This is a genomic window from Pseudomonas sp. A25(2017), from assembly GCF_002001065.1.
GTDB lineage: Bacteria > Pseudomonadota > Gammaproteobacteria > Pseudomonadales > Pseudomonadaceae > Aquipseudomonas > Aquipseudomonas kilonensis.
The window spans coordinates 21,006-45,648 of record NZ_MUOA01000054.1; the positions used below are offsets into that span (position 1 = coordinate 21,006).

Sequence of the window (24,643 nt, forward strand, 5' to 3'; positions counted from 1 at the left end):
TTCCCCAGAAACACCGAGTCGCCTGGATCGCGGGCAAGCCTTGCTCCCACAAGTGTCTTGCTCACCACAGAGGCTACGGTCTAATGCTCGATATGCTCATCCGGCCGTTTCACCCGTCGCCCGTCTTCGCGTGACAACTGCGAGAAAATCGTCGCCGCCAGCATCGCCATGATCCCCACCGTCACGAACGTCAGTTGGAACGCCCCCAGTACTGTCTCCACCCCATCGTTACCCACCTGGGCGGTAAAGCCGCCGAGCAGGGCGCCGGCGCAGGCCACGCCGAGGCTCAGGGACAACTGCGCCACCACCGACAGCAGGCTGTTGCCGCTGCTGGCGCTGGCGTCGTCCAGGTCGATCAGGGTCACGGTGTTCATCGCGGTGAATTGCAGCGAGTTGATCGCGCCCAGCACCGCCAGTTGCGCCAGCAGCAGCCAGTACGGCGTCTGTTCGCTGACCAGGCCCATGCTTGCCAGCATCAGGCCCAGGGCCAGGGTGTTGCTGGTCAACACGGCGCGGTAGCCAAAGCGCTCGATCAGCGGCCGGGCCACGGACTTGGCGACCATGGCCGCCGCCGCCAGGGGCAGCATGCTCATCCCGGCCTGGGACGGTGAATAGCCCAGGGCGACTTGCAGCAGCAACGGCACCAGGAACGGCAGGGCGCCGCTGCCCAGGCGCGCGAACAGGTTGCCAAGAATGCCCACGGCGAAGGTTCGGGTCTTGAACAGTGACGGCGGGAACAGCGCGTTTTCGACATGCCCGGCCCGCAGCCAATAGGCCGCCAGGCAGGCCATGCCGCCGAACAGCAGCAACATCACGCGCAGGTGCGGCAGGTGCAGTTCACCCAGGCCTTCCATGGCGATGGTGATCAGCACCATCGCCGCGCCGAACAGCAGGAACCCCAACCCGTCGAACCGCGTGCGCTCGCTGCCCCGCAGGTCGGGGATGAACTTCCACACGGCATAACAGCCGATCACGCCCACCGGCAGGTTGATGATGAAGATCCAGTGCCAGGTCAGGTACTCGACCATCCAGCCACCCATGGTCGGCCCGATCAGCGGGCCGAGCAGGCCGGGAATGGTGATGAAGCCCATGATCCGCACCAGTTCCGAGCGCGGATACGCCCGCAGCACCACCAGCCTGCCCACCGGCAGCATCAGCGCACCGCCCAGTCCCTGGACGACCCGAGCGCCGATCAGCATGCTCAACGAACTGGACAAGGCGCACAGCAACGAGCCGAAGCTGAACAGCAGGATCGCCCCGAAGAAAATCTTCTTGGTGCCGAAGCGGTCGGCGATCCAGCCCGAGGCCGGGATCAGCAACGCCACGGTGAGCATGTAGGCAATGATCACGCCCTGCATGCGCAACGGGTTTTCCGCCAGGTCACTGGCCATGGCGGGCAGGGCGGTGTTGAGGATGGTTCCGTCCAGGGACTGCATGAAGAAGGCAATCGCCACCACCCACGGAAGCCAGCGGGCGGTGACGGCGTCGAGCGGTGCGCGGTTGGGCATGGGACCTCTTGTTTGTGTTCGGGTGTCTGTTGGCTTCATCGCGGGCAAGCCTTGCTCCCACATGTACGGCGCACATCCTGTGGGAGCAAGGCTTGCCCGCGATGCTTTTTTACAGCGTCAAGGTCAACCGCTTGACCAGCGCACCCGGCAACAACATCGAGGCCGTGGCCCGCTGGCTGTAGGTGCTGGCCGAGAGCAGCAGTTCCCGCTCTCGGGTCAGGGCTTCGAGTTGCGAGCCGAGCAGGCTGTAGACGCTGTCGTCGAAACGCATGGTGCTGACCGGCGCCACGATCTGGCCGTCCTCGACCCAGAACGTGGCGAAGCGGGTCATGCCGGTCAGGCGGGCGGCCGGTTGGTCCGAGTAGTTCAGGTACCAGAGGTTGCTGATGTACAGCCCGGTGCCAAGTTGCTCGAGGATGTATTTCTGCTCCAGTTGTCCGCCCTGCATGTCCAGCGCCGTGGGGTATTCGTAGCTGCTGGCGCCGTTGGCGGCGAGGCCGTATTCGGCGGCGCTGCGGGAGTTGACCAACTGCGCATTGGCCGTGCCTTTAGCGATCAGCGCCAGGTCATCGCGGGGATAACCTTCGTCGGAAAACGCCGGGCTCAAGGAGCCGCTGACCTGCTCGCTCAGCCACACGTTGGGGCTCAGGCTGGCTTCGTTGGCGTAGAACTTCTGCAACGGGCTCTGTTTGCTGGCAATCGCCCGGGCCGAGAACCCGCCCCAACTGAGCATGCCCATGATCTCTTCCAGGGCGGCCGGCGCCAGGTAGGCGCGGTATTCGCCGGGTGGCAATGTGCGCAGCGGGCGGCCGAGAAACGCCAGTTGCTCGCGAGCCTGCTCGAAGCGCCGGGCAAATCCTTCGCTGCTCCACGCATGCCCGGCGTAGCTGGCTTTTACCGCCTGGCCGTTTTCATGGAACAGGCTGAAATCGAAGTTGAAGCTGTTGGCCTGATGCCAGCCGAACGCTCCCGACGAACTGGCGAAACCCCGACTGATGGGCCCGGCCGCATAGAACCCCACCAGGTCCAGGCCCTCGGCGGCGCGGGTGATTTCAGCCACGGCCTGCTCGGTGTCCGGCAGCGGATGGTCCTGCACGTTATGGCTCTGCCAATGGTCGGGGTTGAGCAACAGATACGGATCGCGAGGCAGCAGCGGCAAGGTTTCGCGCAGCTGTTGCAGGCCCTCGGACAGGCGTAGCAGGTCGGTCTCGGTGTCGCCGGACAAGGTGATCTGCAAGTCGGCGTGGCGTCCGTCGTCGATCAATTTGAAACTGACATTGGCCTGCTGCACCTGCCCGGCCTGGCGCACCTTGGCGTGGTTGAAACGCACGAAAGCCGAGGACTCGGCGGCATAACCCAAGGTGAACTGTTCCTGCTCATGCAGCGCATCGCGCAGCCAGTCGACCAACACCTTGAATGCCTCGGCCTGATTATTGACGGTGCTCATATCAGGCATCCCCCCCAAACACATCAACGTTGCTGAACACACAGGCCGGCGACGCATGGCCGACGCGGATGACCTGGTTCGGTTCGCCCTTGCCACAGTTCGGCGTGCCCAGGACCCGGGAGGTACTGGCATCGCCCACGGCGCGCAGGCTCTTCCAGAATTGCGCGGAAATACCCCGGTAGTTGGGGTTCTTCACCACGCCCTTGAGCTCGCCGTTCTCGATCAACTGGCCCCACTCGCAGCCGAATTGGAATTTGTTGCGGGCGTCGTCAATGGACCAGGAGCGGTTGGTGCGCATCAGCACGCCGTGCTCGGTGCCTTGGATCAGCTGTTCCAGGGACTGGTCGCCAGGTTCGATGTTCAGGTTTGCCATGCGGTCGATGGGCGGGCGATTCCAGCCGCAGGCGCGGCTGTTGGCGACACCGTCCAGGCCCGCACGGAACTGTGACAGTGCGCCGCCCAGTGGACGCAGCAACAGGCCTTCACGAATCAGGAACTGCTTGCTGGCGGCGCTGCCGTCGTCGTCATGGCTGTAGCTCGCCAGTTCTTCGGGAATGTCCGGGTCGAAGGTCACGTTCAACAGGCTGGAGCCATATTGCAGGTGGCCGAAATCGCTGGCCTTGACGAAGCTGGTGCCGGCGTAATTGCGCTCGTCCCCGAGAATGCGGTCCAGTTCCAGCGGATGACCGATGGACTCGTGGATCTGCAGCATCATCTGGTCGGGCATCAGCAGCAGGTCGCGGGGGCCTTGTGGTGTGTTTGGCGCCAGCAGCAGTTGCAGGGCCTGGTCGGCGATTTTCCGCCCGGCACCGATCAAGCCGCTGCGGCTGATTACATCGAAGCCGCCTTGCTGGCCGAAATTTTCCCGGCCCAGGGTACGGGTCTGGCTGTCGTTGCCGTCGAAGGCGGTGACTTCCAGGGCCGGGTAGATGAAGCGTTGAGCCTGGCGCAGTTCAGCGCCGGCACTGTTGAGGTAGATCTGCTCGACCTGGGTCAGGCCGATGCTGGCTTGCCAGTTCACCAGGCGCTCGTCCTGGGGCACTGCGGCTGACTCGTCGCCGAGCAATTGGTAGCAATCGCTCAGTGGCGGGAAGGCCTGGTCGAAATTTGGCGAGAAGTAATCGGCGCGGTCGCTGGACACCGCTTGCTCGCGCAGGTCCAGCAGGGCATGGGGCTTGAGCCCGCGCGCATGTTGCTCGGCGCGTTCCAGTGCCGCTTGCAGGCCGGCCTGGGACAGGTCGTTGGTAGCGGCATACGCCTCGACCCCGTTGACCCGCACGGTGAGCATCGCCCCTTCATCACGGCCCAGGCTTGGCGGTTCGGCGACATTCTTGCGCACCGACAAGTGCTGGCCGGACTCGCGCACGTAACGCAGGGAAAAGAATTCGGCGCCCGTGCGCAAGGCCGCAAAACGCTGCTTGAGCTGGGGGTGGAAGTCGAACATGGAACCTCCTTGTCTGGAGTGGCGATGCTGCGAGGTGCGGCGTGTTGACGCGGTGGCTCTAGAGTAGGCCTGGGGTGGGGGAGGGATCAAGGCAGATGGGCGTTTGGGGTGTCAGGTTGGACGCAATCGCGAGCAAGCTCGCTCCCACAGTGGATCTTTGGTGGTCACAAAATCTGTGTTCACCACCAATCCCTGTGGGAGCGAGCTTGCTCGCGATGGCGGTGTGGCAGTCAGCGAAGATGTTGAATGGTCTGACCCCTTCGCGAGCAGGCTCGCTCCCACAAGGGATCTTAGTGGTCACAAAATGTGTGTCCGCTGCAGATCCAAATGTGGGAGCGAGCCTGCTCGCGAAGGTCGCGCCGCGGTCCTGAGTCTTACTGGGCGCCAGGCCCCACTTCGCGCAGTGGCTTATTGCGCACCGGCGCATCGCCGGCCACGAAGTACGGCGCGGTGCTGCGTGGCAGGGGGTTGCGGCCGCGGATCTTGTCGGCGATTTTCTCGGCGATCATGATCGTCGGCGCGTTCAGGTTGCCGGTGGTGATGATCGGCATGATCGAGGCATCCACCACGCGTAACCCTTGCATGCCGTGCACACGGCCTTCGCCGTCCACCACCGCCATGTCATCGGTGCCCATCTTGCACGAGCAGGACGGGTGGAACGCGGTTTCGGCATGTTCGCGGATGAACTGGTCCAACTGCTCGTCCGTCTGCACCTCGATGCCCGGGCTGATCTCGCGGCCACGGAACGGGTCGAGCGCCGGCTGCTGCATGATCTCGCGGGTCAGGCGGATGCCGTCGCGAAATTCCTGCCAGTCCTGCTCGGTCGCCATGTAGTTGAACAGGATGCTCGGGTACTGGCGTGGGTCCTTGGACTTGGCCTGGATCCGGCCACGGCTTGGCGAGCGCATGGAGCCCATGTGCGCCTGGAAACCGTGTTCCTTCACGCCGTTGCTGCCGTTGTAGTTAATCGCCACCGGCAGGAAGTGATACTGGATGTTCGGCCAATCGAATTCCGGACGGGTGCGGATGAAACCGCCGGCCTCGAACTGGTTGCTGGCGCCGATCCCGGTGCCGTTGAACAGCCACTCGGCACCGATGGCCGGCTGGTTGTACCAGAGCAGCGATGGGTACAGGGAAACCGGTTGGGTGCAGGCGTATTGCAGGTACAGCTCCAGGTGATCTTGCAGGTTTTCACCGACACCCGGCAGGTCGTGGACCACCGGGATGTCGAGGCTTTCCAGCAACTGGGCCGGGCCGACGCCGGAACGCTGGAGGATCTGCGGCGAGGCGATGGCGCCGGAGCACAGCAGCACTTCCTTGCGTGCCCGGGCCTCGACGCGCTCTTCAGCGGCGCCCACCAGGTAACGCACACCGACTGCACGTTTGCCTTCGAACAGGATCTTGTCGGTCAGGGCGTGGGTGACGATGGTCAGGGTCGAGCGCTTCTTGGCGACGTCCAGGTAACCGCGCGCGGTGCTGGCGCGACGGCCGTTGGGCGTGACGGTCCGGTCCATCGGGCCGAAACCTTCCTGCTGGTAGCCGTTGAGGTCTTCTGTACGCGGGTAACCGGCCTGTACGCCGGCTTCGACCATGGCGTGGAACAGCGGGTTGTTGCCGGCCTTGGGCGTGGTCACGCTGACCGGGCCGTCGCCGCCGTGGTAGTCGTTCGGGCCGATGTCGCGGGTTTCGGCTTTACGGAAATACGGCAGGCAATCGAGGTAGGTCCAGTCCTCCAGGCCCGGCAGCTTGGCCCAGTTGTCATAGTCCAGGGCGTTGCCGCGGATGTAGCACATGCCGTTGATCAGCGAAGAACCACCCAAGCCCTTGCCGCGACCGCATTCCATGCGGCGGCCATCCATGTGTGGCTCCGGGTCGGTCTCGTAGGCCCAGTTGTAGCGTCGGCCTTGCAGCGGGAACGCCAGGGCGGCGGGCATTTGCGTGCGGAAGTCCAGGCGATAGTCCGGGCCGCCGGCTTCGAGCAGCAGGACGGTGACGCCTTCGTCTTCGGTCAGGCGGGTGGCCAGGGTGTTACCGGCCGAACCGGCGCCGATGATGATGTAATCGAATTCTTGGGACATGAAATGCACCCTCTTTTGAATGGGTTCAGGTCAGACCTTGCGAGTGCTTCGCACTCGATCGCGAGCAGGCTCGCTCCCACATTGGAATGGGGGCTCCTGTGGGAGCGAGCCTGCTCGCGATGGCGGTCTCAGAGACGACACTGGATCAGAACACCGACGTGTAATCGCCCAACTCGACCTGTACCGATTTGATGCGGGTGAAGTTGTTCAGCGAGCTGATGCCGTTCTCCCGGCCCACGCCCGATTGCTTGTAGCCACCGACCGGCATTTCAGCCGCCGATTCGCCCCAGGCGTTGATCCAGCAGATGCCGGCTTCGAGCTGGTGGATCACGCGGTGGGCACGGTTCAGGTCGCGGGTGACGACGCCGGCGGCCAGGCCGAAGTCGGTGTCGTTGGCGCGGCGGATCACTTCTTCTTCGGTGTCGTAGGTGAGGATGCTCATCACCGGGCCGAAGATTTCTTCACGCACGATGGTCATCTCGTCGGTGCAATCGGTGAACACGGTCGGGGCGACGAACGCGCCCTTGGCCAATTCGCCGTCGGTCAGGCGACTGCCGCCGCACAGCAGGCGCGCGCCTTCGGCTTTGCCTTTCTCGATGTAGCCCAGCACGCTTTCCATGTGGGCGAAGCTCACCAGCGGACCGAAATTGGTGTTTTCGTCCTGAGGATTACCGATGCGGATGCGCGCCACGCGCTCGGCGATCTTGGCTTCGAAGGCCGCCTTGAGGTGGCTCGGCACGAACACGCGGGTGCCGTTGGTGCAGACCTGGCCGGAGCTGTAGAAGTTGGCCATCATCGCGGTGTCGGCGGCACGATCCAGATCGGCGTCGTCGAAGATGATCAGCGGCGACTTGCCGCCCAGTTCCATGGTCACGTCCTTGAGCGAAGAACTCGAGGCGCTGGCCATGACTTTCTTGCCGGTGTCGGTGCCGCCGGTGAAGGAGATTTTCTCGATGCGCGGGTGCTCGGTCAGCCAGGTGCCGACTTCACGGCCGCTGCCGGTCAGTACGTTGAACACACCCGCTGGAACGCCGGCCTCGGTGTAGATCTCGGCCAGTTTCAGGGTGGTCAGCGAGGTGACTTCGCTCGGCTTGAAGATCATCGCGTTACCGGCCGCCAGGGCCGGGGCGGATTTCCACAGGGCGATCTGGATCGGGTAGTTCCAGGCGCCGATACCGGCCACCACGCCCAGGGGCTCGCGACGGGTGTAGACGAATGAAGTGGTGCGCAGCGGAACCTGCTCGCCTTCGATGGCCGGCACCAGGCCGGCGTAGTATTCCAGCACGTCGGCGCCGGTGACGATGTCGACGTAGCGGGTTTCGGAGTAGGCCTTGCCGGTGTCCAGGGTTTCCAGGGCGGCCAGTTCATCGTTGCGCTCGCGCAGGATGTCCACGGCGCGACGCAGGATGCGCGAACGCTGCATGGCGGTCATGGCGGCCCAGACCTTCTGGCCCTTTTCGGCACTGACCACGGCGCGCTCGACGTCCTCGAACGTCGCACGCTGCACTTGGGCAAGGACTTCACCGTTGGCAGGGTTGATGGCTTCGAAAGTGGCGTCGCCGCTGGCATCGCTGTACGCGCCATCGATGTAGAGTTTTTGCAGTTCGAAACGGGCCATAAAGTCCTCGCAAGTACATAAGTGGTTGGCTGACCACCGGAGCGTGTCGTTTATAGCTGACTACGCGGTTCGGCGGCGGTTCAGGAGTCGAGCGGTTCTGTGTGCTCTGGTGCCCCTGCTTTGGCCAGTTGAAAATCCATGTATTCGTAAGCGATCTGGTGCGCCTGGGCGGTATCGAACGCGTCTCCCGACAGCGCTCCGCGCAGCCACAAACCGTCAATCAGCGCGGCCAGGCCCCGTGCTGCGCTGCGCGCCTGATCGACGGGCAACACGCGGCGGAACTGGCTACACAGGTTGGAATACAGACGGTGATCGTTGATCCGCTGCAACCTGTGCAAAGACGGGTGGTGCATGCTGGTGGCCCAGAAGGCCAGCCAGGTTTTCATTGCCGGGCCATTGACCTGGCTGGCGTCGAAGTTGCCTTCGATGATCACCTTGAGGTGAGCCCGGGGGCTTGTGTCCTCCAGCGCCTGGCGGCGCGCGGTGACGTTCTCGCTCAGGACAGTCATCAGGTACTGGGCCGTGGCCGCGATCAGGCCATTCTTGTCCTGAAAGTAGTGACTGATGATGCCGTTGGAGACACCGGCCAAACGGGCGATCAGCGCAATGCTGGCGTCCCCCATGCCGACCTGATCGACCGCTTGCAGCGTGGCTTCGATCAATTGTTGGCGGCGGATGGGTTGCATACCGACCTTGGGCATCTAGCACATCTCCTTAGGCCATCCGGCGCACGAATGTCGTCTGCCGGAACGAAAGCCAGTCTATTTTGTTTTGATTGAACGTTCAATCAACAAAAAATAAGTTCTATGACAAGTCGTCGCTATTTGCCGGGGCGAGGACTTTTGGGGATGTCTTTATAACACTCGTCGGTTGGCATGTAGGCCAAATGCGCTTGATAGCTGGAATACCGTTCAGAACCACTCAAACAAAAACGCCGCGTTCATCTCGCGGCGTTTTTGCTGGCGTGGGCTTAGCCCAGGTTCTTGCCCAGCAGTGCGTGGTACAGCTCGCTGTCGCCCAGGATCCCGACGACTTGCTGGTTATCGTGAAGCACCAGTTTGTTGCCGGTCTGGTAGCGAATCTGCAGCGCGTCGCGCATGCCGATGTTGGAGTCCACCAGGGTCGGACGCCGGCCCAGGTCTTCCACCGCTTGGCCCGGTACCCAGTTTTGCAGGTCCAGTGCCGCGCCGTTCTGCCGGGCGCCCTTGATGGTGTTGCCTTCGGCCAGGTCGAGCCAGGAGTCGCCGCCCGGGTCCAGACATACCGAACCGTTGATACGCTTGCAGTTGTCCAGGGTGCGCATCAGGCTGCGACCGCACAGGACGTTGAGCGGGTTGGTATGGGCGACGAAGGTGCGCACATATTCGTCCGCCGGGTTCAGCACGATTTGTTCCGGCTTGCTGTACTGGATGATCCGGCCGTCTTTCATGATCGCGATCCGGCTGCCCAGCTTCAGGGCCTCGTCAAGGTCGTGGCTGACGAACACGATGGTCTTGCTCAGTTTGCGTTGCAGCTCCAGCAACTCGTCTTGCAGGCCTTGGCGGATCAACGGGTCGAGGGCCGAGAAGGGTTCGTCCATCAGCAGGATGTCGGCGTCCATTGCCAGGGCGCGGGCCAGGCCGACCCGTTGCTGCATGCCGCCGGACAACTCGTCGGGCTTCTTGTTGCGCCATTGGGTCAGGCCCACCAGCTCAAGCTTCTCATCCACCAGCTTCTTGCGTTCTTTTTCCGGACGGCCCTGCATTTCCAGGCCGAAGCTGATGTTCTCGCGCACCGTCAGCCAGGGCATCAGGGCGAATTTCTGGAACACCATGGCGATGCGCTTGGTACGCATCATCTTCAGTTCGGCGGGGGTGCAGGAAGCGATATCGATCTGCCGGCCTTCATGCTCGACGAACAGCTTGCCACGGCTGACGGTGTTCAAGCCGTTGATGCAGCGCAGCAGGCTGGACTTGCCGGAGCCGGACAGGCCCATCAAGACACAGATTTCACCTCTCTCGATGTCCAGGGTGGCTTTTTCCACGCCGACGATTTGCCCGGTTTTCTTCAGGATTTCGTTGCGGGTCATGCCCTGGTCGAGCAGCTTGAGCGCTTCGCGTGGATCCCTGGTGAAGATCACGTCGACGTCTTCAAAACGAATTATGCTCATGCGTCACCCCCTACTTTGGCGTCGGGTTGTTTGCAGATTCGGTCGAGCATGATTGCCAGCAGGACGATCGCCAGGCCGGCTTCGAAGCCCAGGGCGATATCGGCGGTGTTCAGTGCGTTGACCACGGGTTTGCCCAGGCCATCGGCACCCACCAGCGCGGCGATCACCACCATCGACAACGACAGCATGATGCACTGGGTGATACCGGCCGCGATGCTCGGCATCGCATGGGGCAGTTCTATGCGCGACAGGAGCTGGCGACGGGAGCAGCCGAAGGCTTTGCCGGCGTCCATCAGTTCGTCCGGTACGTCGCGGATGCCCAGGTAGGTCAGGCGGATGGGCGCGGCAATCGCGAACACCACCGTGGAGATCAGGCCCGGGACCACACCCAGACCGAAAAGGGTCAGGGTAGGAATGAGGTAGACGAAGGTCGGTACGGTCTGCATCAGATCGAGCACCGGACGCATCATTGTGTAGAACATCGGCTTGTGCGCGGCAACAATGCCCAGCGGCACGCCGATCAATACGCAAACCAGGGTCGCGAACAGCACCTGGGCGAGGGTTTCCATGGTCTCCTGCCAGTAACCCAAATTAAGAATCAGCAGGAAGGACGCGATGACGAATACGGTCAGGCCCCATTTGCGCTGGATGAAGTGCGCCAATAGCGCAATGAGGCCGATCAGGGCCAGGGGGTTGAACCAGGTCAGCGCAAACGTCACGCCGTGAATCATCGTTTCCAGGAACAGCGCGATTGCGTCGAAGGTGTTGGCGCCGTTTTGCGTCAACCATTCGACAAAGCCCGCGATGTACTGGCCCAAGGGTATTTTCTGATCAATGAGCATGGTAGTGAACGTCCGCATGCAAGGGATAAACAGCCCGGGCGAGCGAACCCGCCCGGCATAACATGAACAGTTATTGCGCGAGCTTGGCTTTCACGGCTTCCAGGCCTGGTTTACCGTCAATGGTGGTCACGCCAGCCAGCCAGGTATCGAGTACCTGTGGGTTTTTCTTCAGCCAGGCCTTGGCGGCGGCCTCAGGCTTCATTTTGTCGTCGAGCACGTTGCCCATCAGTGTGCTTTCCATGTCGACGGTGAACTCCAGGTTTTTCAACAACTGGCCAACGTTGCTGCATTCCTGGCTGTAGCCCTTGCGGGTGTTGGTTGCCACGGTGGCGGCACCGAAGTCGGGACCGAAGAAGTCGTCGCCGCCGGTCAGGTACTGGATTTTGAAGCGGGTGTTCATCGGGTGTGGCGCCCAGCCGAGGAACACCACATCGGTGCCGCGCTTGGCGGCGCGGTCGACCTGCGAGAGCATGCCGGCTTCACTCGACTCGACGACTTTGAAACCCGCGTCCTTCAGGCCGAAGGCGTTCTTTTCGATCATGCTCTGGATCAGGCGGTTGCCGTCGTTGCCGGGCTCGATCCCGTAGATCTTGCCGTCCAGTTCTTTCTTGAATTTGGGGATGTCGGCGAAGTCGTGCAGGCCTTTGTCATACAAACCCTGGGGCACGGCTAGGGTGTACTTGGCGCCCTTGAGGTTGGTGCGCACGGTTTCCACGGTGCCGGCTTCGCGGTACGACTTGATGTCGTTTTCCATGGTCGGCATCCAGTTGCCGAGGAACACGTCCATGTTCTTGCCGTCGGCCAGGGACTTGTAGGTCACGGGCACGGAAATCATGGTGGTCTTGGTCTTGTAGCCGAGGGCGTCGAGCACCACGCTGGTGGTGGCGGTGGTCACGGTGATGTCGGTCCAACCGACATCGGAGAAGTTGACGGTGCTGCACTGTTCGGGTTCAGCAGCGTTGGCCAGCATCGGAAGACTCAGCATGGCGGCCAACAACAACGATGTGGAACCTTTCATGGGTGGACTCCTGGTGTTTTATCGGCGGTGTCCGGTCAGGACGCCGCGCTTATGGGATGTTGCGGTTGGTGGCGCGTGGGCACTCTCTGACACGCGGCCTTGCAAACGAGCCGTAACCGATCATGTACCAGTGCAAATCTGACGCCTACAGGGTGGGTCGTATCCAGTACAGGGAGGGTCGCATCCAGTGTTGGTGACGTCGTTTACAGATTTTTTCCGCCCCTGATGGGCCCCTGATACGCAGAAAAACGCCGCAAAACCGGGGGCAGGACGGGGCGGCGCTGCTGGGCATGATTGCGTCGGTGTCAGACGTCGCACGCCATGGCAAAAACCGGATGATGCGGCCATCCCGGCGTTGAGCGTAGCAGCTCCGTCACCGGACGCTCCTGCGCCCGGATGTGCCTGTTCTGGAGGTTTTCGGCAATGGCAATCAGCGTTTTCGACCTGTTCAAAATCGGTATTGGCCCGTCCAGTTCACACACCGTGGGCCCGATGCGGGCCGCCGCATTGTTCGTGCAAGGTTTGCGTGAGCGAGGACTTTTGGAACAAGTCGCGCGGGTGGAAGTTCAGCTCTACGGTTCGCTTTCGGCCACTGGCATCGGCCACGGCAGCGACAACGCCGTGATCATGGGCTTGATGGGCGAGTGGCCGGACGCAATCGACCCGTCGCAGATCGGCCCGCGCATCGAGCGGCTGCGCGAAACCCAGACCCTGCTGCTCGACGGTCGCCTGTCGGTGCCGTTCATCTGGTCCCGGGACATGCGCCTGATCGACGAGAACCTGCCGTTCCATCCCAATGCGATGACGCTGGTGGCCGAGGGCGCCGACGGCGAGCTGCACCGTGACACCTATTACTCGGTCGGCGGTGGTTTCGTTGTCGATCAGGCCCAGGCCACCAGCGGTGTAGTGGACCTGGACCGCACCGAACTGCCTTACGATTTTTCCAGCGCCGAAGAGTTGCTCCAGCTGTGCCGCAGCCACAACCTGCGGGTGGCCGAGTTGATGATGGCCAACGAAAAGGTCTGGCGTTCCGAAGAAGAGATCCGCAGCGGCCTGATGAAGCTCTGGCGGGCCATGCAGGATTGCGTCGAGCAGGGTCTCAAGCACGAAGGCATCCTGCCGGGCGGTTTGAATGTGCGTCGACGTGCGGCCAAGTTGCATCGCAGCCTGCAAGAGTTGAACAAACCCAATGTCATCGGCTCGACCCTCAGCGCCATGGAGTGGGTCAACCTGTTCGCCTTGGCGGTCAACGAGGAGAACGCTGCCGGCGGGCGCATGGTCACGGCGCCGACCAATGGCGCGGCGGGGATCATTCCGGCGGTGCTGCATTACTTCATGAAGTTCAGCGAAGCGGTCACCGACGCCAACGTCGTGGATTATTTCCTCGGTGCGGCGGCCGTCGGGATCCTGTGCAAAAAGAACGCATCGATTTCCGGCGCCGAAGTCGGTTGCCAGGGCGAGGTGGGATCGGCTTGCGCCATGGCGGCGGCCGGTCTGGCGGAAATCCTCGGGGCCACGCCGGAACAACTGTGCAACGCGGCGGAAATCGGCCTGGAACACAACCTCGGCCTGACCTGCGACCCGGTGGGCGGCCTGGTGCAGGTGCCGTGCATCGAGCGTAATGCGATCGCCGCGGTCAAGGCCATCAACGCCGCCCAAATGGCCTTGCGCGGGGATGGCCAGCATTTCATCTCCCTGGACCGGGTGATCCGCACCATGCGTGATACCGGTGCCGACATGCATGACAAATATAAGGAAACCTCGCGCGGCGGCTTGGCGGTCAGTGCGGTGGAGTGCTGAAACCTTGTTTGCACAACGCTCTGTGGCAAGAGGGTTTTCTGTGGGAGCAAGGCTTGCCCGCGATAGCGTCAGTAGATTCAACATGGATGTCGACTGGCATACCGCCATCGCGAGCAAGCTTTGCTCCCACAGATGATTCCCTTTATCCACAAGAGCGAAAACCGCTCACAAAATGAACACCAATCTGCAAACACGCCACCTTTTAGCGCGTCGCAAACAGACAAGACCCCTGTTGTCGAGCCAGCCGCTGAATCGGCCTCGACCGTCCGTCATCCGCACCTGTGGTGATACTCGTTGCGCAAGCGGCGCAGCCCAGTTCCCACAAGTGCTACCGAACTGCTCACGGCCCGCTATGACAGGTGCCTGCCGCCCTGGATGGCGCTTATAACCCGTACTCGACACACGCCTTATATAGACAGGCCGCGATGTCGTTTTCAGGATTTATTGAACGCGCATTCAATTTTAGGCATGGCAATTGCTCTATCCCGATAAAGCCCCGTCTCGGTACGAGAACGATGGCAATAACAAGAGCCTCCGCCTGAGGCCATCACCCGCTTTGTGTGAGGAGATACCGCGATGACGACGTCCAACTCCGGGGCCCAACCCCAGAACCGTGCGCCTCAATCCATCGGCTTTTTGCTGCTGGACAATTTCACGCTGATTTCCCTGGCGTCCGCGGTAGAACCGCTACGCATGGCCAACCAATTGTCCGGTCGCGAGCTGTATCGCTGGACCACCCTTACGGTCGATGGCGGCCAGGTCTGGGCCAGCGACGGTTTGCAAATCACTCCTGACGCCTCCATGCACAAGGCGCCGGCCCTGGATACTGTCATCGTCTGTGGCGGCATCGGCATCCAGCGTACCGTGACCCGCGAACACGTGTCTTGGCTGCAAGGCCAGGCCCGCCAATCCCGTCGCCTCGGCGCGGTCTGCACCGGCAGTTGGGCCCTGGCCTGCGCCGGCCTGCTGGACGGCTTCGATTGCAGCGTGCACTGGGAATGCCTGGCGGCAATGCAGGAAGCTTTTCCGCGGGTATCGATGAGCACCCGCTTGTTCACCCTCGACCGTAACCGCTTCACCAGCTCCGGCGGCACCGCGCCGCTGGACATGATGCTGCACCTGATCAGCCGCGATCATGGCCGTGAACTGTCGGCAGCGATCTCGGAAATGTTTGTCTACGAGCGTATCCGCAACGAACAGGATCACCAGCGTGTGCCGCTCAAGCACATGCTTGGCACCAACCAGCCGAAGCTGCAGGAAATCGTCGCGCTGATGGAGGCCAACCTCGAAGAACCGATCGACCTGGACGAACTGGCGGTATACGTCGCCGTGTCCCGGCGTCAGCTGGAGCGGTTGTTCCAGAAGTACCTGCACTGCTCGCCGTCGCGCTATTACCTTAAGCTGCGGCTGATTCGTGCGCGGCAGTTGCTCAAGCAGACGCCGATGTCGATCATCGAAGTGGCCTCGGTGTGCGGCTTCGTCTCCACCCCGCACTTCTCCAAGTGCTACCGCGAATACTTCGGCATTCCGCCGCGCGACGAACGCGTCGGTTCCAACACCACGCAACAGGTGGCGATGATGCCGCTGCCACAGGCGCTGGTGCTGTCGCCATTGTCCGGGCCGCTGTCGGCGTTGAGCCAGGCGCGTAATGAGTCGACGTTTGCGAGTGTGAGGCTCTGAGACCGTAGCGCCTTTATCGCGAGCAAGCTCGCTCCCACAGTTGGATTGGGGTACGGCTGGAGAGTAGGCCGGCGGTCAGGCCGCCTCGCGAGCAAGCTTTGCTCCCACAGATCTGATGGGTGTACGACCAGGAGAGCCAGGTCGGCGGTCAGGCCGCCTCGCGAGCAAGCTTTGCTCCCACAGGTCCTGCTCAAACAGATCTGATGGGTGTACGACGGGGAGAACCAGGTCGGCTACTAGGCCGCCTCGCGGTGGACGTTGATCTCGGCGCCCCGTTAACCACGCTGGCCGAACGCAGGCATTGTGGAGTGGGCATCCCGGCATGGATGCCGGGATAGCCGCGCTGGGCCATGGATGGCCCTTCGCGGCGGGCCCACGGAGCAATGCCTGCGTTCGGGCATGCCGAGCCTAGGCGAGGCACCGAGTGGTGGGGCATGAGCGTTTTGCTTACTTTTGCGCTTTTCAAAAGTGAGCCGCCGTCAGGGCGGAACCATTAGCCGCCGTTACCGCAGCAATGGATATGTACTCAATCAGGCCGCCATCGCGAGCAAGCTCGCTCCCACAGGTTTCGTGAACGACACAAATCCTGTGGGAACCATTGGTTTTGTCAGGCGCTATGGTTCTGCTGGTATTGCATCAACGCCGGCAACAGCTGCTTATCGATCGCCTGGCGCACGGCCGGCAGGATGGTGGCGCTGCTGGTGTACATCTCCTTGACCATCCGCCGCAAATCATTGGCACGGACGGTGTCCAGCCCCCGCACGGCGCACTCGCACGCCTGCTCGGCAGTGGAACCACTGGGTATTTGCAGGCCCAGGGCCTTGAGATGGCCCAGCAGGTCTTCCTGGTCGATCAAATCGGCGTACATCATGACGCTTTTCCTTGTTCAGGGATTGGGGTCGTGTCTCGATTCTGGTAGCCACCCGAAGCGGCGGCAAGGGCAAATGGTCGTAATGTCATGAATGACTATGGAGGCGTCGTTTTCGGCTAACTTGCACGGACCTGGACTGGGCACACTGGCCTCAAGCTGAATCACGATGGTTTGGTCACCCTCGCGCGACAGCTCCTCCAGTAACGCTCCTGCCCCGATCCTGTCACGGCTTGATCGGGGATTTTTTTGCCTCGGTGAATCTGGGATAGATGGGTTGCAGGACAGACCGCTATCGCGAGCAGGCTCGCTCCCACAGGTTTTGTGAGCGACACAGAACCACTGTGGGAGCGAGCCTGCTCGCGATGAACGATGACGCGGTTTACCTCTGCAACACCAGAATCCGCGACAGCAACTCATCCCGATCCACATAGCACCCCTGGAAATGCCGGGCCCCGGAAGCCGGGTCGAAGGCATTGCGGGCGTGGAGGGTGCGGCGGTTGTCGAAGCACCAGAGCTGGCCGGGTTCGAGGCGCTGTACCAGACGAAATTGTGGCTCGCGGGTCAGGGCGATGAAGCGGCGGTAGGCGCGATAAAGCCTGGGCATCTGCTCGACCGTGGTGTCGAACGGCCCACGCAGGAAGTTCGCCATGCGGATTTCCGAAACCTGCCCCAGGGTGTCCAGCGCGATGATCGGCGCCAGGCAGCGGTAGTCGCTGCGACGGTCCTTGTTGCGAAATTCCACTGGGATCCGGCACAGCGCGTCGAAGGCCTCGGGGTCTTCCTGGCGCAGGGTTTCGGCAATGGCAAAACCGTCGACAAAAATGCTCTCGCCACCGTCGGCGTCATTCACCAGGCAATGCAGGAATTGCAGCCCCGGCTGCAATTCCCGGGTCGGCAAATCACTGTGCAACGGCAGGTTGAAAGCGGTGTAGGCGTTGCTGTCGGCATCGGCCTTGGACTGCACGTTGAACAGCACACCGAAGTTGCTCTCGCGAATGAAGGAAATGCGCTGGGCAACCCGTTTCAGCGAACCGGGTTCGGTGGGCACGCCGCACACCTGGGTCAGGCCGATGTCGCGGACCGCCAGCAACCATTGCAACAACGTATCGTCATCGTCCATCAGCGCCGGGTAGTCGAACACTGGCAATTGCAGGTCGCGTCGCCACAGTTGGCGGCAGGGCTTGTTCGCCAGGCGCTCGGCGCGTGATTGGTCATCGTAGGCGTGGGCGCGCAGCCAGCCGGGGTCGAAACGGCTCTGGTGACCGTCCTGCCAGTCCACGCACAGGCAGCCTTCGTCGTCGAGGCGGGTCGCACTGGGAGTCATGTCTTCAGGGACGTCGACGATCTCCAGCACCTGTTCGCGGGTGACGCTGTAGACGCATTGGGCGCACGGGCAGTTGTCCCGCAGCCACGGGTGATGAAAGGGGCTGGTCCGGCCGTCGGCCCACGTCACTTGGATCCGGTCGACCAACGGTGTGGCGGCGGTCAATGGGGAGATCAGGGGATAACGGCGGAAGTCGGCAAAGGCGGCGGCGGTGTTCATGGCGATCTCCTGTTCGCGGCTTATCGGGGCAGAGGCAGAGCGATGATCCGGCCGATGTACAGCGGCGGCGGCAGGTCGGATTGTTCGTCGAGCAGGGCGCTGAGCCGGCCCAGGGTCTGTTCGCTGAAAGGCGCCGAGCGCGGGCCGGCCAGGTCGACGTGCAGTAGCATCTGTTCATTGCCGGCCAGCTCTTTATCACCGCCTACCAGCTGCAGGCTGTGGTAGAGGTGCAGGCGTTTGGCGTCGTGGCCGATGATCTGCGTGTGCACTTGCACGTCGGCCCCGAGTTTCACTTCGTGCAGATAATTGAGATGAAGTTCGAGGGTGAACAGCGAGTGGCCGCTGGCTTCGCGGTTCTGGCTGTCCAGGCCGAGCCGGTCCATCAGCGCGTCGGTGGCGTAGCTGAAGATCAGCAGGTAGAAGGCATCGCGCAGGTGGCCGTTGTAATCGACCCATTCGGGGAGGATGCGGGTTTGGTAGGTGGTGAGGGTGGGCATGATGATGATCCAACAGAAGAGTGGGATTCATGTGGGAGCGGGCTTGCTCGCGAAGGCGGTGTATCTACCGCACGATATTTGGCGGATGTACCGGCCTCTTCGCGAGCAAGCCCGCTCCCACAGGGGGTTATTCAGTGAAAGACATACCGTGCTTGGCCTTGGTGGTCTTCACCGCCTCCAGCACCGCCAGCAGACAATCATCACGATAGCGCTCCAGGGCCGAAATGCTGTGGCTGCCCAATTGCGCGCTCGTGCCGTCCACCACATCGTCGATCAGCTTCTCGGTCAGCTCTGGCGCCGGCAGGTAGGTCCATGGCAGTTGCAGCGCCGGGCCGAACTGGGCCATGAAGTGCCGCATCCCGGCATCGCCGCCGGCCAGGGTGTAGGTCAGGAACGTGCCCATGAACGACCAGCGCAAGCCAGCGCCAAAGCGGATCGCGTCGTCGATTTCCCCGGTGGTCGCCACCCCGTCGTTGACCAGGTGCAGGGCTTCGCGCCAGAGCGCTTCGAGCAGGCGGTCGGCGATGAAACCGGGCACTTCCTTGCGCACGTGCAGCGGCCGCATGCCCAGGGATTCGTACACCTGCATCGCCGCCTGCACGGCTTCGGGCGCGGTGTTTTTGCCGCCGACCACTTCCACCAGCGGCAACAGGTAGACCGGGTTGAACGGGTGCCCGACCACACAGCGTTCCGGATGGGTGGCGCCTTCGTAGAATTCGCTCGGCAGCAGCCCCGAGGTACTGGAGCCGATCAATGCGTTCGGCTTGGCGGCGGCGCTGATCTGGCCGTGCAATTCGAGTTTCAACGCCAGGCGCTCGGGGGCGCTTTCCTGAATGAAATCGGCGTCGCGCACGCATTCTTCGATGGTGGTGACAAAGCGCAGCCGATCCTGCGAAGCGCCAGGGGCCAGGCCTTGTTTCTCCAGGGCGCCCCAGGCATTGGCGACGCGCTTGCGCAACGCTGCTTCGGCACCCGGCGCCGGGTCCCAGGCGACGACGTCGAGGCCGTGGGCCAGGGCCCGGCTGACCCAGCCGCTGCCGATTACACCACTGCCCAGGGCGGCGAAGGTCTTGATGTCGGTGATAAAACTCATGGTGATTTCCTGAAAAAATAGTTCGGTGATCTCCTGTGGGAGCAAGGCTTGCCCGCGATGGCGGCAGTAGATTCAACGGGGATGTCGACTGACATACCGTTATCGCGGGCAAGCCTTGCTCCCACAGGTTGTGCCCCCCAATAGGGGAAGGTGGATGTCGGTTTAGCCGCGCTGGGTCAGGCCCATTTTCTTGCGACCTTCAGCCGGGGTGAGCACCCGCGCACCGAGGCGGCTGAGGATTTCGCCGGCCCGCTCCACCAGTTGGCCGTTGGTGGCAAGCACGCCTTTGTCCAGCCAGAGGTTGTCTTCCAGGCCGACCCGCACGTTGCCCCCCAGCAGCACCGCCTGGGCGGCCATCGGCATTTGCATGCGGCCGATGCCGAAGCCGGCCCACACCGCGTCCGCCGGCAGGTTGTCGACCATGGCTTTCATGGTGGTGGTGTCGGCCGGTGCGCCCCACGGGATGCCCAGGCAGAGTTGGAACAGCGGGTTGTCCAGCAGGCCTTCCTTGATCAGTTGCTTGGCGAACCAGAGGTGACCGGTGTCGAAGATCTCCAGCTCGGCCTTGACCCCCAGTTCGGTGATGCGCTTGGCGCCGGCCCGCAGTTGCGCCGGGGTAGAGACGTAAATGGTGTCGCCGTCGCCGAAGTTCAGGGTGCCGCAATCCAGCGTGCAGATTTCCGGCAACAGCGCTTCGACGTGGGCCAGGCGGGTCAGCGGACCGACCAGGTCGGTGTTGGGACCGAACTCCATCGGCCGTTCGCCCGCGCCGATCTCCAGGTCGCCGCCCATGCCGGCGGTGAGGTTGACGATGATGTCCACGTCCGCCTCACGGATGCGCTCCATCACTTCGCGGTACAGCGCCACGTCGCGGCTGAACTTGCCGGTCTGCGGGTCGCGGACGTGGCAATGGACCACCGTGGCCCCGGCCTTCGCCGCCTCGACGGCAGCGGCGGCGATCTGTTTCGGGGTGACCGGCACGTGGGGGCTCTTGGCGGTCGTGTCGCCAGCACCGGTGAGTGCGCAGGTGATGATGACGTCGTGGTTCATGGTGCGGCTTCCTTCAGGCGTGGTGAGTCACCGCGCAGCCGTTTGGCGCTGCGCAGATGGATAACGGTTGTTCAGTTATTGGTCAGTTTCAGGTTGTCGGCGGCGGGCTTGCCGTCGAAGGTGGTGACGCCTTCGAGCCAGCGCTGCTTGTCTTGCGGATGATCCTTGAGCCATTGCCGGGCCGATTCGAGCGGGTCCTTGTGATCGAGCAACGGCTGCATCATCCGGCTCTCGTCTTCGGCGGTGAAGGTCAGGTTGCTCAGCAAGCGACCGACGTTCGGGCATTGTTGGGCGTAGTCCGGCGCGGTGACGGTCCACACGGTGGCCATGCCTTCGTTCGGGCCGAGGGCGTCGTCGCTGCCGGTGAGGTAGGTCATTTGCACGTTGACGTTCATCGGGTGCGGCGCCCAGCCGAAGAACACCACGGCTTCCTTGCGCCGCACGGCGCGGTCCACGGCGGCGAGCATGCCGGCTTCGCTGGACTCCACCAGTTGGAATTTGCCCAGGCCGAACTGGTTCTTGGCGATCATCGCCTTGATCTGGGTGTTGGCGCCGGAGCCAGGCTCAATGCCGTAGATCTTGCCGCCCAGTTCTTTTTCGAATTTGGCGATGTCGGCGAAGGTCTTCAGGCCCTTGTCGGCCAGGTACGCCGGCACGGCCAGGGTGGCGCGGGCGTCCTTGAGGCTGGGCTGCTCCAGCACCTTGATTTGCTTGGCCTCGACGAACGGAGTGATGGTCTGGGTCATCAACGGGTTCCAGTAGCCCAGGAACAGGTCCAGGCGCTGGTCGCGGATGCCGGCGAAGATGATTTGCTGGGAGGCGCTGGTTTGCTTGGTCTTGTAGCCGAGGCCGTCGAGCATCACTTGGGTCAGGGCGCTGGTGGCGATGACGTCGGTCCAGTTGACCACGCCCAGGCGCACGTTCTGGCATGCGGCGGGCTCGGCAGCCATGACGGCGCCATTGAGGAAGGTGGTGCCGCAAAGTGCAAGTACACAGGAGCTGATCAGTCGTTTCATGTCGGGTTCCTCGGCAGCTTATTGTTATGGGTTCCGGCATCTGCGCACCGGTGATGCCAAGTTACGCAGCCCAACGCCTGGCAAAGCGCACAGCGGCGACGTGCTCTTGCACTGCAGCGACTCTTGAACGGGCGTTGCAACTGGCGTATCAAGGTCCGCACGCTACCCGCCAACCGAGTGCGCTCCATGTCCCAGGATTTCTACTTCTTGTTGATGCCGGGTTTTTCGGCCATCGGTTTCATTTCGGCCATCGAGCCCTTGCGGGTCGCCAATCGTTTTCGTGGCGAGCTGTACCGCTGGCATGTGCTGAGTGTCGATGGCGGGCCGGTGCTGGCGAGCAATGGCATGTCGGTCAACGCCGATGCCGCACTGGAACCGCTGAAGAAGGGCGCGACCCTCTGGGTGGTGGCCGGGTTCGAACCGCTGAAATTCGCCACCCCGGCACTGGAGCGCTGGCTGCATCGGCTGGACAACGAAGGCGTGACCCTGGGGGGCATCGACACCGGCAGTGTGGTGTTGGCCGAGGCGGGACTGTTGGAAGGGCACCGCGTGACCTTGCATTGGGAAGCGATCGAGGCGTTCAAGGAGTCTTATCCGCAACTCAGCGTGACCCAGGAACTGTTCGAAATCGACCGTCGCCGCATCACCTGTGCGGGCGGCACTGCGTCCATCGACCTGATGCTGGACCTGATCGGCCAGGCCCACGGTTCGGAACTGGCGATCCAGGTCAGCGAGCAGTTCGTGCTCGGCCGCATCCGCCCGCGCAAAGACCACCAGCGCATGGAAATCGCCAACCGCTACGGCATTCGCAACAAGAAGCTGGTGCACGTCATCGGCGAGATGGAAACCCATAGCGAACCGCCACTGAGCACCTTGGCGCTGGCCGAGTCGATCAACGTCACCCGTCGCCAGCTCGAACGGCTGTTCCGCCTGCACCTGAACGACACCCCGAGCAACTTCTACCTGCGCCTGCGCCTGGAAAAGGCCCGGCAATTGCTGCGCCAGACCGACATGAGTGTGCTGGAAGTAAGCATCGCCTGCGGCTTTGAGTCACCGTCGTACTTCACCCGCAGCTATCGGGCACGGTTCGAGCGCTGCCCGCGGGAGGATCGGCGACGGCAGGGGGATGGGCGGGAGTTGGTTTGACAGGCTTTTATACTCAATTATACTCGCGACTATAAATTATACCTGTCGCCATAATTGAGTATAAAACCATGTCCAAGCACCCCGGTTTTGTCTTCCGGCGCCCCGATCTGGCCCGCAATATTGTCGATGGGCTGGCCGGCGCCGGGATCCAGGATTACACCTCAGGCCTGTTCCTGGCCGCGCCAAGGCGTACCGGAAAAAGTACATTCCTGCGCGAAGACTTGATTCCCGAATGCGAGACGCGAGGTTGGCTCGCGGTCTACGTCGACCTTTGGGCCAACAAGGAGAAGGACCCTGCCGACCTGATCGCCTCGGCCATCGCCGGGGCACTGGTGCCTTATGAAAAGGGCATCCGCAAGCTCGCCAAATCCATGGGCATCGACAAACTCAGCTTCTTGCGCACGCTGTCCTGGGATTTCAGCCAGCCGCAACTGCCCGAAGGGGCGACGCTGACCCAGGCGTTGGAGCTGTTGCACCGTGCCGCGGGTAAAACCGTGGTGCTGGTGATCGACGAAGCCCAGCATGCCTTGACCACCGAGGCCGGGGTCAACGCGATGTTCGGCCTCAAGGCCGCCCGTGACCAGCTCAACCAGGGGCGTGAGGGCGATACCAGCGGCCTGCGGCTGGTGTTCACCGGCTCCAATCGCGACAAGCTCGCCCACTTGGTACTCAGCCGCAACCAACCGTTCTACGGGTCCAGCATCACGCCGTTCCCTTTGCTGGGCAAAGCCTTCACCCAGGCCTACACCGCCCATTTGAACGCACACTTGGCTCAAACCAACCAGTTCAACGCCGATGACCTCGACCAGGCGTTTGAGTTGGTGGGGCGCCGTCCCGAGATGTTGCGCAGCGTCATCGGCGAAATTGCCCTGGAGCTGGGTGAGGCGAGCCAGTTGGGTGACTTGCTGCGCAACAGCGCTGAAATGCTGCGCGCCGGCGTCTGGACCGAGTTCGAGAGCGCCTGGAACGCCCTGACGGTGCCGCAACGCGCGGTGCTGCAGGTCATGGCCGAGCGTTCGCAAAATAACGAACCCTTCGCGCCCTTCACCGATTCAACGCTGGAGGCGGTGGGCAAGGCGCTGAGGACTATGGGAAGCGAAGTCGTGCCCGGTACCCAGACCATCCAATCCTGCATCGACGCGCTGCGTGAAAAGGAATTGGTGTGGAAGTCCAACCGCGGTGGTTATGCGCTGGAGGACAAGGCGTTTGCGGAGTGGTTGAAGGGGTATCGTAAGCGACAGAGTCGGTCCTGACCCGATTAGCGGTCGAGCATAGTGACCTGTGTGGAGAGGGGATTTTGTGGGAGCAAAGCTTGCTCGCGAAACAGTCGACTCGGTTTCTGAAGGACCGCATCGCCTCCATCGCGAGCAAGCTTTGCTCCCACAAAAAACTCTACACAGGTGCCCGTTCGGCTGGGAAAGGTCTATTTCTTCACCAACGCCGAACACGCCGCCTTGTACGCCTCATGCTGATACTTGTTCAGCGTCGCCGGCAGGGCGAAGTCATGTTTCTTGCTCTGCGCATTGATGGTCTGCGGCGACAGCAGCGTCACCTCACAACCGTCCAGCAACTGGAAGACCCCTTCGATCTTGAACGTGGTCGGGCCACCGGCGAACTCGCCTTTCTTGCTGCGCTTCTTGATGGCGATGCGTTCGATACCGTTGTCCGTCACGAACGCCCGCACCTGGGCAGCGAAAGCCTTGACGTTGGCGGCTTCGTCATCGTCGTCCAGGGCGATTTTCTTGGTGTTCAGCGCAACGTGACTCAACGCCTGTTGATCCAGCGAGGCAACGGCGATGATCGCTTCGCTGCCTTTGATTTCGATGCCGCACGTTTTCATGTG

The 24,643-nt window shown here is 62.4% G+C and carries 20 protein-coding genes; 4 read left to right on the top strand and 16 right to left on the bottom strand.

Translation table 11 applies throughout. The features are described from left to right. Positions 1-80 precede the first annotated feature (80 nt). The 9 genes from mdtD to B0E42_RS10805 form a co-directional block, all read right to left on the bottom strand. Entirely contained in the window at positions 81-1,547 is a 1,467-nt protein-coding gene (gene mdtD, locus B0E42_RS10765) for a multidrug transporter subunit MdtD (RefSeq protein WP_074849757.1), read from the bottom strand. A gap of 70 nt (positions 1,548-1,617) precedes the next feature. Next, on the bottom strand, positions 1,618-2,955 hold the full coding sequence (locus B0E42_RS10770; protein WP_077506362.1) for a TldD/PmbA family protein: 1,338 nt from the start codon (positions 2,953-2,955) through the stop codon (positions 1,618-1,620). A 1-nt stretch (position 2,956) separates the two neighbouring features. After that, positions 2,957-4,399 (bottom strand): TldD/PmbA family protein, encoded by a 1,443-nt coding sequence (locus tag B0E42_RS10775; protein ID WP_018612338.1) that lies wholly within the window; start codon positions 4,397-4,399, stop codon positions 2,957-2,959. Positions 4,400-4,773: 374 nt separating this feature from the next. Then, positions 4,774-6,477 carry a choline dehydrogenase gene (betA, locus tag B0E42_RS10780; RefSeq protein ID WP_053189997.1) on the bottom strand — a complete coding sequence of 568 codons (1,704 nt, stop codon included), beginning with the start codon at positions 6,475-6,477 and terminating at the stop codon, positions 4,774-4,776. A gap of 145 nt (positions 6,478-6,622) precedes the next feature. Beyond that, complete coding sequence (gene betB / locus B0E42_RS10785; protein WP_024619087.1) at positions 6,623-8,095, bottom strand: betaine-aldehyde dehydrogenase; 1,473 nt, start codon at positions 8,093-8,095, stop codon at positions 6,623-6,625. A gap of 80 nt (positions 8,096-8,175) precedes the next feature. Further along, entirely contained in the window at positions 8,176-8,796 is a 621-nt protein-coding gene (gene betI, locus B0E42_RS10790) for a transcriptional regulator BetI (protein WP_003206359.1), read from the bottom strand. A gap of 269 nt (positions 8,797-9,065) precedes the next feature. Beyond that, positions 9,066-10,244, bottom strand: coding sequence for a choline ABC transporter ATP-binding protein (choV, locus tag B0E42_RS10795; RefSeq protein ID WP_018612345.1), 1,179 nt, complete (start codon positions 10,242-10,244; stop codon positions 9,066-9,068). Further along, a complete protein-coding gene (gene choW / locus B0E42_RS10800; RefSeq protein ID WP_014340605.1) occupies positions 10,241-11,086 on the bottom strand; it encodes a choline ABC transporter permease subunit in 846 nt (281 codons plus the stop codon). Before choW ends, choV begins: the two co-directional genes overlap by 4 nt. Before the next feature lie 70 nt (positions 11,087-11,156). Further along, positions 11,157-12,104 carry a choline ABC transporter substrate-binding protein gene (locus B0E42_RS10805; RefSeq protein ID WP_018612347.1) on the bottom strand — a complete coding sequence of 316 codons (948 nt, stop codon included), beginning with the start codon at positions 12,102-12,104 and terminating at the stop codon, positions 11,157-11,159. Between the two features lie 423 nt (positions 12,105-12,527). Here B0E42_RS10805 and B0E42_RS10810 point away from each other — a divergent pair, with 423 nt between their 5' ends. Then, positions 12,528-13,904 (top strand): L-serine ammonia-lyase, encoded by a 1,377-nt coding sequence (locus B0E42_RS10810; RefSeq protein WP_018612349.1) that lies wholly within the window; start codon positions 12,528-12,530, stop codon positions 13,902-13,904. A 576-nt stretch (positions 13,905-14,480) separates the two neighbouring features. After that, positions 14,481-15,584, top strand: a complete 1,104-nt coding sequence (locus B0E42_RS10815; RefSeq protein WP_013694424.1) for a GlxA family transcriptional regulator — start codon at positions 14,481-14,483, stop codon at positions 15,582-15,584. A gap of 607 nt (positions 15,585-16,191) precedes the next feature. On the opposite strand, the gene B0E42_RS10820 is transcribed toward B0E42_RS10815, so the two are convergent. The 6 genes from B0E42_RS10820 to B0E42_RS10845 form a co-directional block, all read right to left on the bottom strand. Then, a complete protein-coding gene (locus B0E42_RS10820) occupies positions 16,192-16,455 on the bottom strand; it encodes a hypothetical protein (RefSeq protein WP_018612353.1) in 264 nt (87 codons plus the stop codon). 379 nt (positions 16,456-16,834) lie between these two features. After that, entirely contained in the window at positions 16,835-17,998 is a 1,164-nt protein-coding gene (locus tag B0E42_RS10825) for a gamma-butyrobetaine dioxygenase (RefSeq protein WP_077506363.1), read from the bottom strand. Positions 17,999-18,018: 20 nt separating this feature from the next. Continuing rightward, a complete protein-coding gene (locus B0E42_RS10830; RefSeq protein WP_053182638.1) occupies positions 18,019-18,495 on the bottom strand; it encodes a thioesterase family protein in 477 nt (158 codons plus the stop codon). Positions 18,496-18,622: 127 nt separating this feature from the next. Then, on the bottom strand, positions 18,623-19,588 hold the full coding sequence (locus B0E42_RS10835) for an L-carnitine dehydrogenase (protein WP_053182635.1): 966 nt from the start codon (positions 19,586-19,588) through the stop codon (positions 18,623-18,625). 162 nt (positions 19,589-19,750) lie between these two features. Beyond that, positions 19,751-20,638: a 3-keto-5-aminohexanoate cleavage protein gene (locus B0E42_RS10840; RefSeq protein ID WP_077506364.1), complete on the bottom strand. Its 888-nt coding sequence runs from the start codon at positions 20,636-20,638 to the stop codon at positions 19,751-19,753. Between the two features lie 71 nt (positions 20,639-20,709). After that, entirely contained in the window at positions 20,710-21,654 is a 945-nt protein-coding gene (locus B0E42_RS10845; RefSeq protein WP_077506365.1) for a choline ABC transporter substrate-binding protein, read from the bottom strand. A 186-nt stretch (positions 21,655-21,840) separates the two neighbouring features. On the opposite strand from B0E42_RS10845, the gene B0E42_RS10850 reads away from it, so the two are divergent. Next, a complete protein-coding gene (locus B0E42_RS10850) occupies positions 21,841-22,800 on the top strand; it encodes a GlxA family transcriptional regulator (RefSeq protein ID WP_046063292.1) in 960 nt (319 codons plus the stop codon). A gap of 68 nt (positions 22,801-22,868) precedes the next feature. Continuing rightward, positions 22,869-24,053 carry a hypothetical protein gene (locus B0E42_RS10855; RefSeq protein ID WP_077506366.1) on the top strand — a complete coding sequence of 395 codons (1,185 nt, stop codon included), beginning with the start codon at positions 22,869-22,871 and terminating at the stop codon, positions 24,051-24,053. A 170-nt stretch (positions 24,054-24,223) separates the two neighbouring features. Here the strand turns inward: B0E42_RS10855 and B0E42_RS10860 are convergent, their stop codons facing one another. Beyond that, positions 24,224-24,640, bottom strand: coding sequence for a DUF3010 family protein (locus B0E42_RS10860; protein ID WP_018612370.1), 417 nt, complete (start codon positions 24,638-24,640; stop codon positions 24,224-24,226). Between the last annotated feature and the right edge of the window lie 3 nt (positions 24,641-24,643).

Coding starts and splice junctions, on each gene's coding strand:
- mdtD (WP_074849757.1), bottom strand. CDS start 1,547: ATGAAGCCAACAGACACCCGAACACAAACAAGAGGTCCCATGCCCAAC.
- B0E42_RS10770 (WP_077506362.1), bottom strand. CDS start 2,955: ATGAGCACCGTCAATAATCAGGCCGAGGCATTCAAGGTGTTGGTCGAC.
- B0E42_RS10775 (WP_018612338.1), bottom strand. CDS start 4,399: ATGTTCGACTTCCACCCCCAGCTCAAGCAGCGTTTTGCGGCCTTGCGC.
- betA (WP_053189997.1), bottom strand. CDS start 6,477: ATGTCCCAAGAATTCGATTACATCATCATCGGCGCCGGTTCGGCCGGT.
- betB (WP_024619087.1), bottom strand. CDS start 8,095: ATGGCCCGTTTCGAACTGCAAAAACTCTACATCGATGGCGCGTACAGC.
- betI (WP_003206359.1), bottom strand. CDS start 8,796: ATGCCCAAGGTCGGTATGCAACCCATCCGCCGCCAACAATTGATCGAA.
- choV (WP_018612345.1), bottom strand. CDS start 10,244: ATGAGCATAATTCGTTTTGAAGACGTCGACGTGATCTTCACCAGGGAT.
- choW (WP_014340605.1), bottom strand. CDS start 11,086: ATGCTCATTGATCAGAAAATACCCTTGGGCCAGTACATCGCGGGCTTT.
- B0E42_RS10805 (WP_018612347.1), bottom strand. CDS start 12,104: ATGAAAGGTTCCACATCGTTGTTGTTGGCCGCCATGCTGAGTCTTCCG.
- B0E42_RS10810 (WP_018612349.1), top strand. CDS start 12,528: ATGGCAATCAGCGTTTTCGACCTGTTCAAAATCGGTATTGGCCCGTCC.
- B0E42_RS10815 (WP_013694424.1), top strand. CDS start 14,481: ATGACGACGTCCAACTCCGGGGCCCAACCCCAGAACCGTGCGCCTCAA.
- B0E42_RS10820 (WP_018612353.1), bottom strand. CDS start 16,455: ATGATGTACGCCGATTTGATCGACCAGGAAGACCTGCTGGGCCATCTC.
- B0E42_RS10825 (WP_077506363.1), bottom strand. CDS start 17,998: ATGAACACCGCCGCCGCCTTTGCCGACTTCCGCCGTTATCCCCTGATC.
- B0E42_RS10830 (WP_053182638.1), bottom strand. CDS start 18,495: ATGCCCACCCTCACCACCTACCAAACCCGCATCCTCCCCGAATGGGTC.
- B0E42_RS10835 (WP_053182635.1), bottom strand. CDS start 19,588: ATGAGTTTTATCACCGACATCAAGACCTTCGCCGCCCTGGGCAGTGGT.
- B0E42_RS10840 (WP_077506364.1), bottom strand. CDS start 20,638: ATGAACCACGACGTCATCATCACCTGCGCACTCACCGGTGCTGGCGAC.
- B0E42_RS10845 (WP_077506365.1), bottom strand. CDS start 21,654: ATGAAACGACTGATCAGCTCCTGTGTACTTGCACTTTGCGGCACCACC.
- B0E42_RS10850 (WP_046063292.1), top strand. CDS start 21,841: ATGTCCCAGGATTTCTACTTCTTGTTGATGCCGGGTTTTTCGGCCATC.
- B0E42_RS10855 (WP_077506366.1), top strand. CDS start 22,869: ATGTCCAAGCACCCCGGTTTTGTCTTCCGGCGCCCCGATCTGGCCCGC.
- B0E42_RS10860 (WP_018612370.1), bottom strand. CDS start 24,640: ATGAAAACGTGCGGCATCGAAATCAAAGGCAGCGAAGCGATCATCGCC.